Origin of the sequence: Streptomyces sp. 2P-4, from assembly GCF_030167965.1 — a bacterium.
Classification (GTDB): domain Bacteria; phylum Actinomycetota; class Actinomycetes; order Streptomycetales; family Streptomycetaceae; genus Streptomyces; species Streptomyces globosus_A.
On sequence record NZ_CP095012.1, the window covers coordinates 338,002 to 352,735 of the forward strand.

The window sequence follows — 14,734 nt, forward strand, 5'->3', positions numbered from 1 at the left end:
CCCAAGCCTCCTCTGGCCGGGCGGCGTGCCGTTCCGCAAGCCGAAAGGGCCCGAGAGGCGTGGATACAACCTCAGGCGCAGGACAAGCCGAAGCACGGGAGAAGACGGGATGGAGCATGCCCTGCCTTCTCTTCGCAGGGGTTGCCGTCGTGCTCCGTCACACCACCGTGTGGTCGTGGTGGACGCTGCTGTGGGGGCCGCTGCTGTTGCTCGGCGCCGCCACGGCGGTGCACGAGTGGCGGCTGTCGGCGCACAAACGGTGGCGGATCGGCGTCATGGAATGGCTTGCCCTCGTCTGGGCGAACGTCGGCTTCGCGGTGTGCCTGGCGGGCGTCTGGGTGCGGGGCTGACCGGTTGTCAGGGCCGCGTCGCGGCGTCGTCCGCTTCGGCGGCGGGGGGCTTCGCGTAGAGGATCTCGCGGGCCTGCTCCGCGGCGCGGACAATGCTCTCGGTGACGAAGTCGACGAAGCGGGCGATGTTCTCGAGGCGGGCGGCCGCCGGGGTGTCGGGGCCGAGGATGCCGACGCCCTGGCGGGCGACCACGACGAGTTGGGCCGTGGAACGGGCGCTGGCCAGCATCGACTGGTACCAGACGTCGTTGTCGACGATGTAGCGCTCGCGGCGGCGTTCGTCCCGCTCGCGGCGTACGAGGCCCTGCTCCTCCAGGAACGCGATCGCCTTGGAGACGGACGCCGGGCTGACCTGGAGCCGCTGGACCAGCTCGGCCGCGGTGAGGCTGCCGGCGTCGGTGGTGTACAGGCACACCATGACACGGGCCATCATCTTCGGGACGCCCGATCCCACGAGGACGGTGGTGAACTCCTCTTCGTACCGGCGTACTTCCTCGGAGTCGCGGCCGTGGGGCTGCGGGGGCGTCGGCGCGTTGCGCGGGGCCGGCTTCCTGCGGCGCTGGGCGCGCTGCTCGGTGGCGCGGTGCGCCAGGTCGGCGCGGTAGGCGGTGTGGCCGCCGTTGCGCATGACTTCGCGCGTGACGGTCGAGGTCGGGCGGTCGAGGCGCCGGGCGATCTCCGCGTAGGCGAGGCCGTCGGCCAGTCCCCGTGCGATCTGCTGGCGTTCCTGCTGGGTGAGCCTGCCTCCCGGCATGGCGCCTCCTTTGCGTTGCGGGACTCCAGTATAGCGTTTGCCCGCAGTTCATTGCAACGCCCGCCGGGTGATCGTTGCGTTATCTTCTGCCTCGGTGCAACGATTGCAGGGCTCTGAGCTGCCAAAATGACCGCTTCTCGCGATGTGTTGATTGCCTGCATGGAAAACGCAACGTAGCTTTTCTCATGTTGGAAACAGCGGGCCGCAAGGGCCCGCCGACCCACTCCAGGGAGAACGCAGCATGCAGACCTTCGCCACCCCCGCCCCCGTCTCCGTCGTCCTCGACGTCCCCGCGGGCAGCATCCGCTTCATCGCCGCGGACCGGGCCGACACCACCGTCGAGGTGCTGCCCGCGGACGCCTCCAAGGAGCGCGACGTCACCGCCGCCCAGGAGACGACGGTCGCCTGCACCGACGGCGTCCTGACCATCACCACGCCGAAGAAGAAGGGGCTCCTGGCCGGCGCCGGCTGCGTCGAGGTCACCGTCCGGCTTCCGGCCGACTCGCACGTCGAGGCCAGGACCGCCTCGGCCGAGTTCCGCGGCGTCGGACGGCTGGGCGAGGTCGCCTACGACAGCGCCCACGGCACCGTCAAGCTCGACGAGGTCGCCGCCGCCCGCCTCACCCTCCAGGCCGGCGACATCACCGTCGGCCTCCTCGGCGGACCGGCCGAACTCCGCACGCAGAAGGGCGACCTGACCGTCACCGAAGCCCGCCGCGGCCCGCTCACCCTGCGCACCGAGCACGGCGACATCACCGTCGGCGCCGCCCGCGGCACCTCCGCCTCCCTTGACGCCGGCACCTCCTACGGCCGCATCCACAACGCCCTCGCCAACGCCGACGGCGACGCCCCGGCCCTGCCCATCCACGCGACCACCGCCTACGGCAACATCACCGCCCGAACCCTGTGACACCCCACCGGCCGCACGGCCACCGAGGCCGACAGCGCTCCCGGCGCCGAGGGGCGCCGGGGCGCGCCGTCACACCTGCACCCCGCCCTACGCGCCGGCCCGCCCGCGCTCCACATGGGCCGTGATGCGGGCGATCGTGGCGGCGTTGTCCACGAAGAGATGGCCCTGCATGCCCGCCGCGCGGGCCGCCTCGACGTTCACCGCCACGTCGTCGACGAAGAGACACTCCTCGGGCCGCACGCCCAACTGGGCGCAGGCCGTGCCGAAGGCGCGCGGACCAGCGACGACGTCACCCCGATGCCCCCGGCGCCGATCAGGCTCCACAGCATTCCCGTTTGCCTCGCGCTGCCAGAGCCGCGTGCTCGGTGTTGTGGCCGATCGCCGCTGATCGCCTTCGGGAGCGCCGCTCGAAAGCCGGCACCGGTCCGGCGGTCGGGTGGCCAGGCCGGGGTCGGCGGTGAGCGTCTGCAGGGTCGCGAGGATCTGGCTCATCGTGTCGTGACTCGTCGGGCGGTCATACGGCAGGGGAGGGCGAGGGCGGGGGAGCCGGCATGGGTCGGGGTGCCGTCGGCAGCGGATCCCCGAAGGCTTCGCGGGCCGTGGCGAGCACCGCCGCGGCGAGGCCGCGTGCGGCCCCCGCCGTACGGCCGCGGATGCGGGACGGCCGGGCCGCGAGGCCGTGCGTCCGGATGTCCGCGTCGTGCGGGAGGTGCACCACGGCCGCGGTGTGCGGGGCCAGCATTGTCGCGGCCGCCCGGGCCACCGCCGGGAGGCGCCCGTCCGAGGCGGCGGAGAACGCGACGACCGTGCGCTGCAGGGGCATCCCTTCGCAGTGGCGGAGGACCTCCACGGCCTGTTGCAGCCGGTGTACGCCGCCCGCGGTGGGCTGTGCGCACAGCACGGGCACGGCGTACGGGAGGGCGCACCAGCCGCGGGTCAGCCCCGGCAGGCCCGCCCAGTCGGCCGCGGTGACGTCGTGCGCGACGGGGTGGGCGGTGTCGGCGACGAGGACCTGCCAGCCGCCGGCGGCGGCCAGTTGGTACCAGGCGGCGGGGTCGGCGGGGAGGGGCAGAGGGGCGGCGCTCCACTCGCGGCCGTCGGTCAGCACCGACCACCTGCCCTCGGCCGCCGGCCGGACCGCGGCCGCGTCGCGGATCTCGGCTCGGCTCAGCGGCCGGTCCGGCGGAAGGGCCCCGAGACCGCCGCCCTGGGCGCCCGCCGTCCAGGCCGGCCAGGGGGAGCAGAGCCGCGCCGACAGGTCGGCGACGACCGTGTCGCCGAGCCGGGCCAGCGCGTCCGCGAGCAGGCAGGCCACCGTCGAGCGGCCGCTGCCGCCGCCGGCGGCCATCACGGGCACCACGAGGCGCGCCGATTCGGGGATCCTCTCCGATGCCGGTTCGCCCCGTCCCAGTCCCAGTCCCATGAATTCCCGGACCCCCGCCCGTGCACGAAGGCTGATTTGTGTGAATTACGTATCCGCGGCTATCGCATGGACGGCGGCCGCGCACCCTGTACCGCCCACCGGGGGAGCCGGTTGACGGATTCGTCGGTCCTGCTCAACGAGCGCACATGGCATAGTGTCACGATCTGCGATGCGATCGCGGTCGCGGCAACTACCGGCCAGGGTGGCCACGTTGGCTACGGCGTTCGCACATCAGTGAGGCGTCGCGAGGGAATTCAATGAGGGTGAAGCGCTGGCCGGCGCCGGCCATGGCCGGGTCGCTCGCCGGATACGACGCGGGCCGGGGCCGTGTCGAACAGTTCCGCCGGATCCCTCCGGTCGCATTTGCCCGCAGGCAGACGCACGCCTACGTCATCAGGCAAATCCCCGAAGGTGACGGCCGCCTGCCCGCCGGCAACCTCTGCCCCCGCGTCGTCCCGTACGCGAGCCGGCGGAACTCGTCGAGCCGCATGACCCGGGTGACCGGCATGCGCAGGGGGGCGGAGTGGTGAGCGAAAGCGACCTGTTCCGCCCGTGGGGCGTGGTGACCGCGGCCTTCTGGACGGGCGCGCCCGGGCCCACCCCCGAGCCGCCCGGGCCCACTCCCGAGCCGCCCGGGCCCACCCCCGAGCCGCCCGGGCCCACTCCCGAGCCGCCCGCCGCTGCACCACCGGCATCCGCCGGACCCCCGGACGTGCCTGCCCGGATCGCCGTCATCGCCGCCCTGGCCGCCGAAGGCAGCGTGGACCAGGCCGTGCTGCACGCCGAGCAGCTCGACACCGCGTACGGAGCCGCCGCCGGAACCCCCGCCACCGCCCTCGCCGACATCCGCGAGGTGCGCGGCTACCTCGCCAGCCTGGCCGGCGACACGCGGGCGGCGGTCGGCTGGTACCTGGACGCGCTGCGCCTGCGTGCCGCCCTGCAAGGCCCCGCGCACCCCGACACCGGGGCCGCGGTCCGCCGCACGTACAGCCTCTGGCGGACCGTCGCGGACCCCGCCCTCGGGCAGGCCCTCGGCGCGGAACTCCTGGCCACGGCCGTCGCCGTCCAGGGCCGGGACAGTGCGGCCGCACGCCGCATCCGTGCGGTCCTGGCCGACCCGGCCCCCGACTGGTCGCACGACACTCCGACCGAACTGACGGCGTCCTGGGAGGACGCCTTCACCCTCTGGGAACGCGACGACCCCTGATGTCCGCCCCCGCCCCCTTCCCCTGCCGGCAGGCACCGCGGCTCAGCGGTCCGACTGGCGGGCCCGGAAGTCCGCGCGCACGGCGTCCAGGATCTGCGCGGCCTCGTCCAGGCCAAGCCGGCGGCAGCGCTTGGCGGCGGCCGAGAGGCGGGCCATCGCCTCCGAGGCCCGGCCGAGGCCGTTGTACTCGATCACCGCGGCCAGCCGGACGGATTCGGCCCGGGGCACTTCGCCCTGCTCGCCGTCCCGTTCGTGCGCGGCGACGGATGCCTCCGCTTCCGCCAGGGCGTCGGCGAAGCGCTCGGCCGCGGCGAGGACACGGGCCCGCTGGTAGTGGATGGTGCCGGACTCGTACGCGTGGGAGAAGCCGTCCGTGTCCTGCGGCACCGCCGTGCACACGGCGTCGGCCTCCGCCAGGTGGGCGAGTGCCTCCGCCACCCCCGGCGGCTCCTCCGCCACCCCGGGCTGCTGCTCCGCGTCCCCGGGCTGCTGCTCCGCGTCCCCCGCCCCGGGGCGCTCGCCGAGCGGGGTCAGCCGGGCGAACTCGCACATCATCCGGATGATCACCGGCGGGTTGGCCGCCTTCGCGTGCGCCTCGACGGCACGGGCGTACGCCGCGCGGGCGGCGTCCCACCGGTCGGCCGCCGCCAGCGACACCGCCGCCTCCGACGCCACCAGCGTCAGCACCGCCGGGTCGTCCTCCCAGCCCGCGACGGTGTCCGCCAGCCGCAGGAACACCTCCGCCGCAGCCCGGTGCTCCTCCAGCATGCGCAGACCGCGCCCCAGGGTCAGCCGGACCTGGGCGTGCAGCCGCTCGTCGAGGACACCCGACTCGTCCGCGTCGACGGACTCCAGGACGGCGACGGCCTCCTCCGGGCGGCCCGCGCGCGTGAGGACGTCCGCGAGCTGGAGCCGCATGTCGGCCGCCGCGTCGTGCGCGCCGCTCCGGTCGTGCCGGGCGGCGGCCTCGGACAGGTGCCGCACCGCGGTGGCCGCGTCCCCGACGTGCGAGGCCGCGTGCCCGAGCATGGCGTGCACGGAGACCAGCGGGAAGTCGGTCGCGCCGTGCCGTACGGCGAGCGCGATCACCTGGTGGAGCGGCTCGACGGCCTCCCCGTACCTGCCCTGCGCGAACAGCGTCTGGGCGAGGATCGAGCGGGTGCGCATGCCCAGCCAGGGGCGGCCGGACGCCTCGACCTCTTCCAGCGCGGCCCGCAGGTGGCCCTCCGCCCGCTCCGGCGCGCCGCGGCGCAGCGCCAGATCCGCCGTGAACTCCAGCGCGCCCGCCCTGCGGTGCGGTACGGCAAGCCGTTCGGCCTCGGAGCGCAGCAGCGCGACGGTCTCCTCGAACCGTTCGAGGGCGGCCGCGGAGACCTCCGGAAGCTCCACCACGGCGTCGTGGTAGGCGGCGTAGGCGCGGAAGTAGACGACGGTCAGGTACTCCTCGGCGGCTTCGGCCGCGTCGGCGGCGTCGGCGTCCGCCGCCCGGTCGGACGGCCCGGCCGGCAGGCCCGGGGAGTCCGCCGACGCGGCCAGCTCCTCCGCCTCGCGCAGGACCGCGTCCAGGCCGGCCCGGATCCCCGCCCGGTCCACAGCAGCCCCGGCATCGGAACCACCATCGGCAGCGCCGTCGGAACCGGAACCGGAACCGTCCCCGGTCCTCCGTACGGACGCCCAGGCCAGGGCCCGCGCCCGGCAGACGAGCGCGTCCCACGGCAGGCCGGCCGCGCCGAACAGCCCGGCGGCCTCCGTCATCGCGGCCACGGCCTCGGTCTCCCGGTCGTCCCCGAACAGCCCGTACGCGCGCTGCTCCACGAGCTCGGCGCGCAGGCGCCCCTCCGGGCCGAGCCGGTCGTCGTGCACGTACCCGTCCGCCCCGGCCACGGCGGCGATCCGCTGCCACAGCGGCGTGTCACCGGGGTGCGCCAGCACGGCCATCCGCCGGGCCTCCCGCACCAGCTCGACGAAGTCCTCCGGAATCGCGAGGGCGGCCGGAGCACCGGGGGCGCTGTTCCCGCCGCTCCCGCTCCCGCCCCCGGAGCCGGACCCCGCGCCCGCGGCGGCCGTACGCAGCCCCAGCGGCAGCGGCTCCCCGGTCAGGGGCGCGCACGCCAGCCGCGCGCGCCGCCGGTCGCCGACCCCCGTCGTGCCGTTGCGCGCGTCGAACGCCGCGGCCAGGGACTCCCCTTCCGCCCGTACGGTCTCCAGCAGTTCCCCCGCCGTCCAGCTCCGTCCGGGCGGCCCGGCCACCGGCGTGTCCGCGTGCCCGTCCGAGACGAGCCGGGCGAGGAGCACCTCCACGCCGGTCAGGAAGCCGAGGCGGGCCAGCGGCGCGCCGACCGCCTCGAAGAGCGGCCGGTTCTCGGCGAGGATCTCCAGGCCGCGGCCCTCGTTGCGGGTGAGGGCGCAGAACTCCAGGTGCAGCCCGACCTCGTCCTGCATGCCCGTCATGCCGCGGACCCGCCGGTAGCCGCTCAGGTGGTGCGAGCGCGCCTCGTCCAGGCGGCCGGACCGCACCAGCGGCAGCAGCGCCTGCGCCTGGCTCATCTGCGGTTCGTCGGAGCAGGACGATGCGCCCTCCAGGACCGGACGCCACACCTCCAGCGCCGCCGCGTCGTCGCCGGCGCGGACGCGGTGCAGCGCATGGTGGCGCGTCTCGCAGGCCTCGCAGTCGCTGAGCCGGGTGCGGGGCCGGGTCGCCCACAGGTCGTACGCCGCATCCGTGCCCACCCCGGTGTGCGCCGCGAGGTGGTACCGCATCGCCGCCACCGGCTGCACGCCGTGGCCGTCCGCCTCGTACCGCTCCCGCATGCGCCCGATCCAGCCCTCGATCGTCGCCGGCGGCACCTCCGGCACCTGGAGCAGCGACGTCGCGACCCACTTGAAGCGCCACAGGACCTGGTGCGCCTCCCATTCGCTGAACGAGCCCGGCGCCTCCTCCCACAGCTTCAGCAGCCGCGCGAACACCACCGGCGACTTGCGGTGCTCGCCGGTGTTCTCGTACGCCGCCATCAGCTCCATCAGCGCCGTGACCAGGATGTCCGGCTTGTCGAACGGCTCGGCGGCCTCGACCAGCTCCTCCGCGGTGACGGTGCGCGGCAGGCCGTACGGGCGCTCGTTGTTCTCGCGCAGCGCTTCGAACACGGCCTCGGGGGTGTCCAGCATCTACTGCTCCTTCCGGGGCTCGTCGGAACCGGGAGCGGACTGTGCGCCGCCGGGGTGCATGGCATGGGTGAGGAGGCTGATGAACGCCCGGTTCAGCAGGGCGCTCTCGTTCGTCTTCAGGGGCCGCCGGCTCAGCAGCAGCGCCTGCCCCAGCAGCGACTCGGCCGCGGCGACGGCAAGCCCCCGCTCGGTGATCGTCACGGCCTGGCGGACCAGCGGGTTGAGGTGGTTGAGGACGAGCTGCGCGCGCGGGGTCTCGCTGCGCAGCGAGCCGAGGATGTCGGCCCACAGGCCGTCGCTGTCGGCGGCCAGCCCGGACCGCGTCCGCTCGTGGCGGGCCTCCCGGTTGTCCAGCAGCAGCCCCGGCGCGGTGACCGGCTGGAAGTCGCGCAGGACGACGTCGCAGTCGTGCGCGGCGACCGTCTCGCGGGCGACGGCGAGGAACGCGGCGGCCCGGATCTCCGCGGACGGGTCCACGGCATCGAGGTGCGCCGTGACGGTCGCCGGATCCAGGTCGGCCACGGCCGTCCCCGGCCGGATCTCCGGCAGCCGGTGCACCAGGTCGCGGTCGTACGTGTATCCGCCGTTGACGACGCCGAGGCCGGCGGCGGAGGCGATCGGGGCGACCTGGCGGAACTCCTCGACGCTGCGGGCCACGAGGACGGTGGGGTGCGTCCGCGCGAACTCCTCCAGGGTGACGTTCCCGTCGGTCGTCTCGAACGGCAGCCACGGCAGGACGATGCGCAGCAGCTCGTCGTCGTAGCGGGCGAGGGCCTTGACCGCGAGGTGGTGCACGTCGATGAAGCGGTGCAGCAGCGCCGGGTCGCTCGCGGCGAGGCCGGTCAGCCAGTCGCGGATGCGCACGCCCAGCGCGTCCCGTACGGCGGCGAGGGTGCCGTCCTCGTACAGGGCCTCGCGGGACGCCGTCGGCCGCAGGCTCGTCGTGTCGATGACGCAGCGCACGAAGAACGCCCAGTCGGGCAGGAGCTCGGGCGCCTGGTCGCTGAGCAGCATCCCCTTGAGGTGGACGCGGTGCCCGGCGCGCTGGGCCGGGCTGAGCGCGGTCGGCAGCACGTACGCGACGCCGCGCAGGCCGGCGGCCGGCAGGTCGAGCTCGATGGTGTCGAGGGGCGTGAAGTCGAAGACGGAGCGGCAGTAGGCGGTCAGCGCCTCGCGGCGCGCGAGCGGCGAGCCGTGCTGCTGCTGCCACGGCGGGGCCTCGTCGATACGGGTGCGCGCGCCGTCCTCGCCGACGACGGCCACCTCGTGCGGCAGCAGGCGCCCGTAGTGGCGGGCCAGCTCGACGACCCGGGCGTGGGCCGTCCATTCGGCGTTGTCGGCGCGGGGGGTGAGCCGCACGGTGGTGCCGGGCTCCGGCACGGCGCCGGCGGGAAGGGTGCGGATGGTGTACCGGCCGTCGGAGTGGCCGCGCCACTCGACGGCGGGCGCGGCGGGGTCGGCGGCGTGCCGGCTGACCACGGTGATCTCGTCGGCGACGACGAAGCAGGCGAGCAGGCCGATGCCGAACTGGCCGATGAAGTCCCCGCGCTCGGCGGCGAGCCCGGCCCCGTCCAGGCCGCCGTCGGCGGTCCGCTTGGAGCTGCGGCCGATGGTCGCGAGGAACCGGTGCACGTCGGCCTCGGTCAGGCCGATGCCGGTGTCGGTGATGGTGAGCGTGCCGCCGGTCCGCACGGTGATCGCGGCGGGTGCGCCGGGGTCGGCGGCCCGGCGGGCGGTGATGGCGTCCACCGAGTTCTGCAGGAGTTCCCGCAGGTAGACGCGGGGGCTGGAGTAGAGGTGGTGGGACAGCAGGTCGACCAGGCCGCGCAGGTCGACCTGGAAGGTGTGGGCGGATGCGGAGTGCGACACCTGTACGGGATCTTTCGTTCGGCGCGCCGCGCGGGGCGGCGGCAGGACGGGGGAGGAGGTCTGGGCCGGCCCGGGGTCAGGCGCCGACGGAGGAGCGGTAGTTGCGGTAGGCCGCCACGGGGTCGCCGCCGTTGACGTAGTACCAGGGGAACTCGGAGACGACGCCGCCGGTCGCGTCGAAGCAGCGGCGTGCGTACTCCTTGTCCCCGGCGAGCGCGAACGCCATGGCGAAGGAGTTGCACGCCTGCACCCGGCCGTCTCCTGCCGCGAAGCCGGCGTGGAGGACGGACCGGTCGGCGGCCTCCCGCAGCGAACGCACGACGTCGGAGCCGCGCATGTACTGCGCGCACGCCTCGCCGTCGAGGTCCAGCCAGTGCTCGATGTGCGCGAGCGCGACGAGCTGCCCCAGCAGGCTCCCCTCGGGCGCCTTCAGCATCGACGCGCGGGCGAAGGCGTGCATCTCCTCGTGCGAGCCGCCCCACTTCCGGCACACCTGCTGCAGGTGCTGCTGGTGGGCCCGCAGATGGAACGGGTCGCGCCGCACCACCGCCTCGAACCGCCGCTGCGCGACGACCGGGCCGACTTCGAGGCCGCGGCCGCTGGTCTGCAGCACCTGCCAGGGCGAGACCCAGTCGGGCTCGCGTTCGGCGGCCGCGTAGAGGAACGTTTCGGCACGGCGCAGCCGCTCGTGGAACACCTCGAACTGGGCCCGCGACACGTGCGTGGCCCGCGCGCCGGTCCGCGCCTCCCAACCCCAGCCCACATAACGCGTCCCGGCGACCAGCAGCGGCAGCGCCGAGTCCGGCTCGGCCGCGATCGCCCGGTGGATCCACTCCTCCACCCCGGCGACCTCGGAGAGCGTCCACAGCATCCCGGCCCGGTCACCGTTGTCGGGCCGCGCGGCGAGCCCGTCCCGCACCCCCGCCCAGTCACCGGCCTCCGCGGCCTCCCGCACCCGCGTGACCGCAGGGTCGCCGCAGTCCTTCTCCAACCGCACACCGCCCCTGCCGACCCACCGCCGCAGCGACAGCCCCGCCCCCCGGAGCAACGCCATACCCACCCCTTGCTTGTCCCGCTACACGTCCATGACCAGGGCCGATGCCGGACCGCCCCCGCAAACCACTGAGTATCACGCCCCAGGGACACCCGCACAAACACTTTCCCGCCCCGCGCCAGACATGTGGCCGACAACCCCCACACACCGCCCGGAAGCCTCGCCCGGCCGGTGCCTACGACCTGGGGAGGGGGACCAGGGGAGGGGGTCGGATCGGTCCGCGGAGTGAGGCGGGCGGCTCGGGCGCGGCGATAGCGTCGGAGAGGGCGGGCGCGCAGTGCCTGAGGCGCCCCCTGTGAGCGCGAACGGACGGGTGGTGCAGTGGCGGTGGGCGAGGGCGTGGGCGTCGGCGGGTGGCAGGGGGAGTTGCTGGACCTGGAGGGGTACCTCGGGCGGACCGGGTTCCGGGGGGAGCGGGCAGCGACCGAGGGCGTGCTGCGGGAGCTGGTGCGGGCGCATGTGACCGCACTGCCGTTCGAGAACTTCGACGCCGTGCTCGGGGCGGCCATTCCGCTTGACGTGCCGGCCGTGCAGGACAAGATGCTGCGGCGCCGACGGGGCGGATACTGCTACGAGCATGCCGCGCTCTTCGCCGCCGCTCTCGAAAGGCTCGGGTTCCGCTTCACCGCCCTGCACGGTCGCGTAACCCTCGGCTCGGAGAAGGTCACGCCCGCCACGCACGCGCTGCTGCTCGCCGAAATCCCCGGCGACGACCGCCGCTGGCTGTGCGACGTGGGGTACGGCGCCGGCCCGCTGGAGCCGCTCGAACTGCTCGACGGCGCCCGTTCCGAGGCCGGAGGGTGGCCGTTCCGGTTGGAGCGGCGGCCGGGGGAGTTCGGCATCGACCACTGGTGGCTGCACCACCGCGGCCCGGACGGCTGGGTCGACCGGCACACCTTCACGCTCACCCCGCAGCACCCCGTCGACTACGTCGGCGGCAGCCACTACGTCGGCACGCACCCCCGGTCGCCGTTCACCCGCCGCGCCTACGCCCAGCGGTTCGACGGCCGCCGCCACCAGATCCTCGACGGGGACGAATGGACGACCGTCCTCCCGGACGGCACCCGCAGCAGCCGCACCGTGCACCCGCGCGACCTGGGCCGGGTGCTGGGGGAGGAGTTCGCCATCGTCCTCGACGAGGACACCGCAGCCCTGCTCGCCGGCAGGACGGCCGCCAACACCCCGCCTCCCCGATGAGGCCCGACACCTCCGCGCCGCCGCCCCGCGCCTTCGCCGCATGCACACGTGGTGGCCGAGGATCCTCCCCTCCCGGAGCGCCCCTAGGGTGCCCGTCAGGAACTGTCCAGCAGGACCCGGCCGGGGCATGCTCCCGGCCGGCGCACGCTCGCCTTCGTGGCCACCCGCCCGGCCGACCGGGCGGACCTGACCGCGGCCGCCCGCCCGCACGGTGTCAGCGCCCGTACAGGCACCGCCGCTCCGCCGCGTACGTGCCGTCCGGCAGGACCGCGTCCGTGAGCTCGAACTGCTCGCCGGCGCCGGCGCCGCCTGGGCCCGGCCACGTGAGGACGGTCCCCGCGGGCCGACTGCTGGGGAGGTGGACGGGCTGGCCGTCGGCGGCGCGGACACCGATCAGGGTGTAGGTCCGCAGGACCCGCGCGCCCGGAACCGGCTGTGCCGCCGGGCGGGCGGCGGCCCGGTGCGTCCGCGCCCGGCGCAGGAGGAAGAACACCAGGGCGACGGTGAGGCCGCCGAGCACGTCCGCCGTCCAGCCGGTGAGTACGGCGTGCATCGTCATCACTCTCCTCGCCTTCCGCGCCATGCCCGGCCGCCCCGGGGCAGCGACCGTCGCTCAGGGTCCTCGGCGGACGAACGGCCGCGCCCGGTGGAGCGCTCCCCGCCGCCGAGGCGCTCGCGCAGGGCACCGTAGTGCTCGCTGAGGTAGGAGATGGCGTGCTTCGCGGCGAGAGCGACGAGCATCGTGTACGGCGCGGGCTCGGCCAGGAGGTCGCCGGCGCCCTCGGCGACGGCCTTCAAAGGCACCTCCTGCACGACCTTGTACAGCCCGAACAGGCCCGCGCCCGGCAGCACGACGAGCGCACCCTTCGCCGCGGCCTCCCGCAGGAGGGCGAGGGCGCGCTCCGCCTGGGTCTTGACCGTCGACCCCGGCCGTTCCAGCACGGTGCCGGCCGCCGCCGCAGGCACCTGGAAGGCCTTGTGGACGACGACCGCCTCCTGCTGGCTGACGGGCAGCCGGGAGAGCGCGGAGTAGAGGACCACCTTGTCGACGACCGCCTGCGCCGGATCCGCGGACGCGCTGCAGCACACCTCCTCCACGAGCGCGGACGAAGCGTGCCTGACCGTGAGGGCGTAGCCGTCCTTGGCCACGATGCGGTAGGCCGCGCACTTCTTGTGGATCCGGTTGCGGGCAGTGGTCCAGATCGCCCGCTCCGGCCGCTCCCACCGCCCGAAGTGCCGGTACGCCTCGACCATCACCTCCTGCGCGATGTCCTCGGCGACCTCCCGGTGGTCCTCGTTGTCGGGCAGGAGGCCCCTCAGCCTGTCCAGGCAGAAGGAGCGCACCCGCGGCCGGTACAGCCGGAAGAAGCGGTCCCAGTCGTCGAGGTGGTGCAGGCACCGGTCGCACCAGCGCGACGGGTCGAGGTACTCCGCGGTCTCGTCCCCGGCCCGGTCCGGCGGTTCGGGCAGGTCCAGCAGGTCAACGGGAGCGGTGCACCCCAGGCACGGTGTGGCCGCGAAGGACAGGTCCATCATCTCGGTTCTCCTCACGACCGCCCCGGGTGGGCCGGTCGCCGTGGGTGAGGCACAGGGAACCGGATTTGGACGGGGTCGGAGAGAAGAACTTCGAAAAATCTTGGAACGGCACCCCCGCGCGGGCCGCGGAGCAGCCCGGAGAGCCGGTGCCCGCCAGGGGCACCGGCTCTTCAGCGGAGCAGGAACATCACACCATCAGCAGGAGCCGGGTCTGGGGGACCAGCTTGCGGTTGACGCTCGTGCTCTGCACGAAGATGGTGAAGTCGTCGTTGTGGTCGGGCTTGACGCGGACCTCCGCGTCCGGGAGGCCCAGCAGGGCGCGGGCCTCCGGCCCCGTGTACACCTTGTCCGTCTTCTTCTCCAGCACCGCGATCTGCTTGCGCGCCTGGACTTTCTCCGACTTGCTGAGCTGGTAGAAAGCCGAGCCGTTCTTGAAGGTGTGCCCGCATTCCACGACCCATTCGCGTATGCCCGCCTCCCGCGCCACCGGAATGAGCTCATAGCCCGACGGGTCCACCGCGGTCAGGCCGGCCGCCTTGATGGTGGCCTCGTTCACCGCGTCGCCGCCCGTGGAGAAGACCGCCTTCGAGCCGCGGATTCCCTTCGTGCGGCCCACCATGAATTTCTCCGTGGCCTCCCGGATGACCTCGCCGGCCTCCTCCAGGCCCTGGGTGCTCGTGGCGTCCCAGACGGCGATGTTGTCCCTCGGGAAGCCGCACTGCATGGCCTCCCGCTTGCCCATCTGGTCGGGCACGAGGACGGCCAGCGTCCAGTTGTCGTCCTGCGTCTCGATCATCTTGGACACCGCCTGCACCAGGGCCTTCGCGCTCTTGGAGGGCGCGTCCGCGCAGCGGTGGCTCGCGTTCTCCTGGCCGTCCGTCAGGATGAACGTCAGGAAGCTGTGGTCGCCGTACAGCTGGGCCGTCTGGGCCAGTTCCCGCTGCGACTTCAGCGTGGCCGCGAGCAGCGCCGTCATCCCGCCGACCCGGTAGAGCTGCTTCAGGGACGGCATGCGCAGCACGTCCTTGTCGTAGATGATGCACTCGACTTCGTTCGAGAAGACGTAGACCGTGACACGGGTTTCCTGGTCCAGTTCCCGCGAGCGGCGGGCCAGGTATTCGATCTGGCGGTCGGCGACTTCCACGACCTTGTTGTTCAGGTGCGACATCGACGAACTGGCGTCCAGCACAAGGGCAACGTGATTGATGTAGTTCTGGTTTCCGGACACGACCGCTCCCCGTCTTTTTCTTCCGAACCGATGTCCTTACT

General features: G+C 74.0%; 13 protein-coding genes. 4 read left to right on the forward strand and 9 right to left on the reverse strand.

The genetic code is table 11. From position 1 onward, the window contains the following. Positions 1-149: 149 nt before the first annotated feature. The gene (locus tag MUK52_RS32130) at positions 150-350 is read left to right on the forward strand and encodes a hypothetical protein (RefSeq protein ID WP_284581933.1); all 201 of its coding nucleotides are present in this window, start codon (positions 150-152) and stop codon (positions 348-350) included. Positions 351-357: 7 nt separating this feature from the next. Here MUK52_RS32130 and MUK52_RS32135 read toward each other — a convergent pair whose 3' ends face one another. Continuing rightward, positions 358-1,104 carry a GbsR/MarR family transcriptional regulator gene (locus tag MUK52_RS32135; protein ID WP_284581934.1) on the reverse strand — a complete coding sequence of 249 codons (747 nt, stop codon included), beginning with the start codon at positions 1,102-1,104 and terminating at the stop codon, positions 358-360. A gap of 241 nt (positions 1,105-1,345) precedes the next feature. Between MUK52_RS32135 and MUK52_RS32140 the strand changes: the two genes are divergently transcribed. After that, on the forward strand, positions 1,346-2,014 hold the full coding sequence (locus tag MUK52_RS32140; RefSeq protein WP_114059335.1) for a DUF4097 family beta strand repeat-containing protein: 669 nt from the start codon (positions 1,346-1,348) through the stop codon (positions 2,012-2,014). Between the two features lie 87 nt (positions 2,015-2,101). Here the strand turns inward: MUK52_RS32140 and MUK52_RS33355 are convergent, their stop codons facing one another. Next, entirely contained in the window at positions 2,102-2,506 is a 405-nt protein-coding gene (locus MUK52_RS33355) for an HAD-IA family hydrolase (protein ID WP_502963643.1), read from the reverse strand. Positions 2,507-2,528: 22 nt separating this feature from the next. Further along, a complete protein-coding gene (locus tag MUK52_RS32150) occupies positions 2,529-3,437 on the reverse strand; it encodes a hypothetical protein (RefSeq protein WP_284581935.1) in 909 nt (302 codons plus the stop codon). Between the two features lie 526 nt (positions 3,438-3,963). Between MUK52_RS32150 and MUK52_RS32155 the strand changes: the two genes are divergently transcribed. Continuing rightward, positions 3,964-4,644 carry a hypothetical protein gene (locus tag MUK52_RS32155; RefSeq protein WP_284581936.1) on the forward strand — a complete coding sequence of 227 codons (681 nt, stop codon included), beginning with the start codon at positions 3,964-3,966 and terminating at the stop codon, positions 4,642-4,644. Positions 4,645-4,686: 42 nt separating this feature from the next. Here the strand turns inward: MUK52_RS32155 and MUK52_RS32160 are convergent, their stop codons facing one another. From MUK52_RS32160 to MUK52_RS32170, 3 genes are all read right to left on the reverse strand, one after another. Next, positions 4,687-7,809, reverse strand: coding sequence for a hypothetical protein (locus MUK52_RS32160; RefSeq protein ID WP_284581937.1), 3,123 nt, complete (start codon positions 7,807-7,809; stop codon positions 4,687-4,689). Beyond that, entirely contained in the window at positions 7,810-9,678 is a 1,869-nt protein-coding gene (locus tag MUK52_RS32165; protein WP_284581938.1) for an HSP90 family protein, read from the reverse strand. A 76-nt stretch (positions 9,679-9,754) separates the two neighbouring features. Further along, positions 9,755-10,732 carry a hypothetical protein gene (locus MUK52_RS32170; protein ID WP_284581939.1) on the reverse strand — a complete coding sequence of 326 codons (978 nt, stop codon included), beginning with the start codon at positions 10,730-10,732 and terminating at the stop codon, positions 9,755-9,757. Between the two features lie 327 nt (positions 10,733-11,059). Between MUK52_RS32170 and MUK52_RS32175 the strand changes: the two genes are divergently transcribed. After that, positions 11,060-11,929, forward strand: coding sequence for an arylamine N-acetyltransferase family protein (locus tag MUK52_RS32175; protein WP_284581940.1), 870 nt, complete (start codon positions 11,060-11,062; stop codon positions 11,927-11,929). 214 nt (positions 11,930-12,143) lie between these two features. Here MUK52_RS32175 and MUK52_RS32180 read toward each other — a convergent pair whose 3' ends face one another. The 3 genes from MUK52_RS32180 to MUK52_RS32190 form a co-directional block, all read right to left on the reverse strand. Continuing rightward, positions 12,144-12,488, reverse strand: a complete 345-nt coding sequence (locus MUK52_RS32180; RefSeq protein WP_114059345.1) for a hypothetical protein — start codon at positions 12,486-12,488, stop codon at positions 12,144-12,146. After that, the gene (locus MUK52_RS32185; RefSeq protein WP_284581941.1) at positions 12,488-13,465 is read right to left on the reverse strand and encodes an RNA polymerase sigma factor; all 978 of its coding nucleotides are present in this window, start codon (positions 13,463-13,465) and stop codon (positions 12,488-12,490) included. The genes MUK52_RS32180 and MUK52_RS32185 overlap by 1 nt, the downstream gene beginning before the upstream one ends. 187 nt (positions 13,466-13,652) lie before the next feature. Continuing rightward, positions 13,653-14,693: a vWA domain-containing protein gene (locus MUK52_RS32190; protein WP_114059347.1), complete on the reverse strand. Its 1,041-nt coding sequence runs from the start codon at positions 14,691-14,693 to the stop codon at positions 13,653-13,655. Positions 14,694-14,734: the final 41 nt, after the last annotated feature.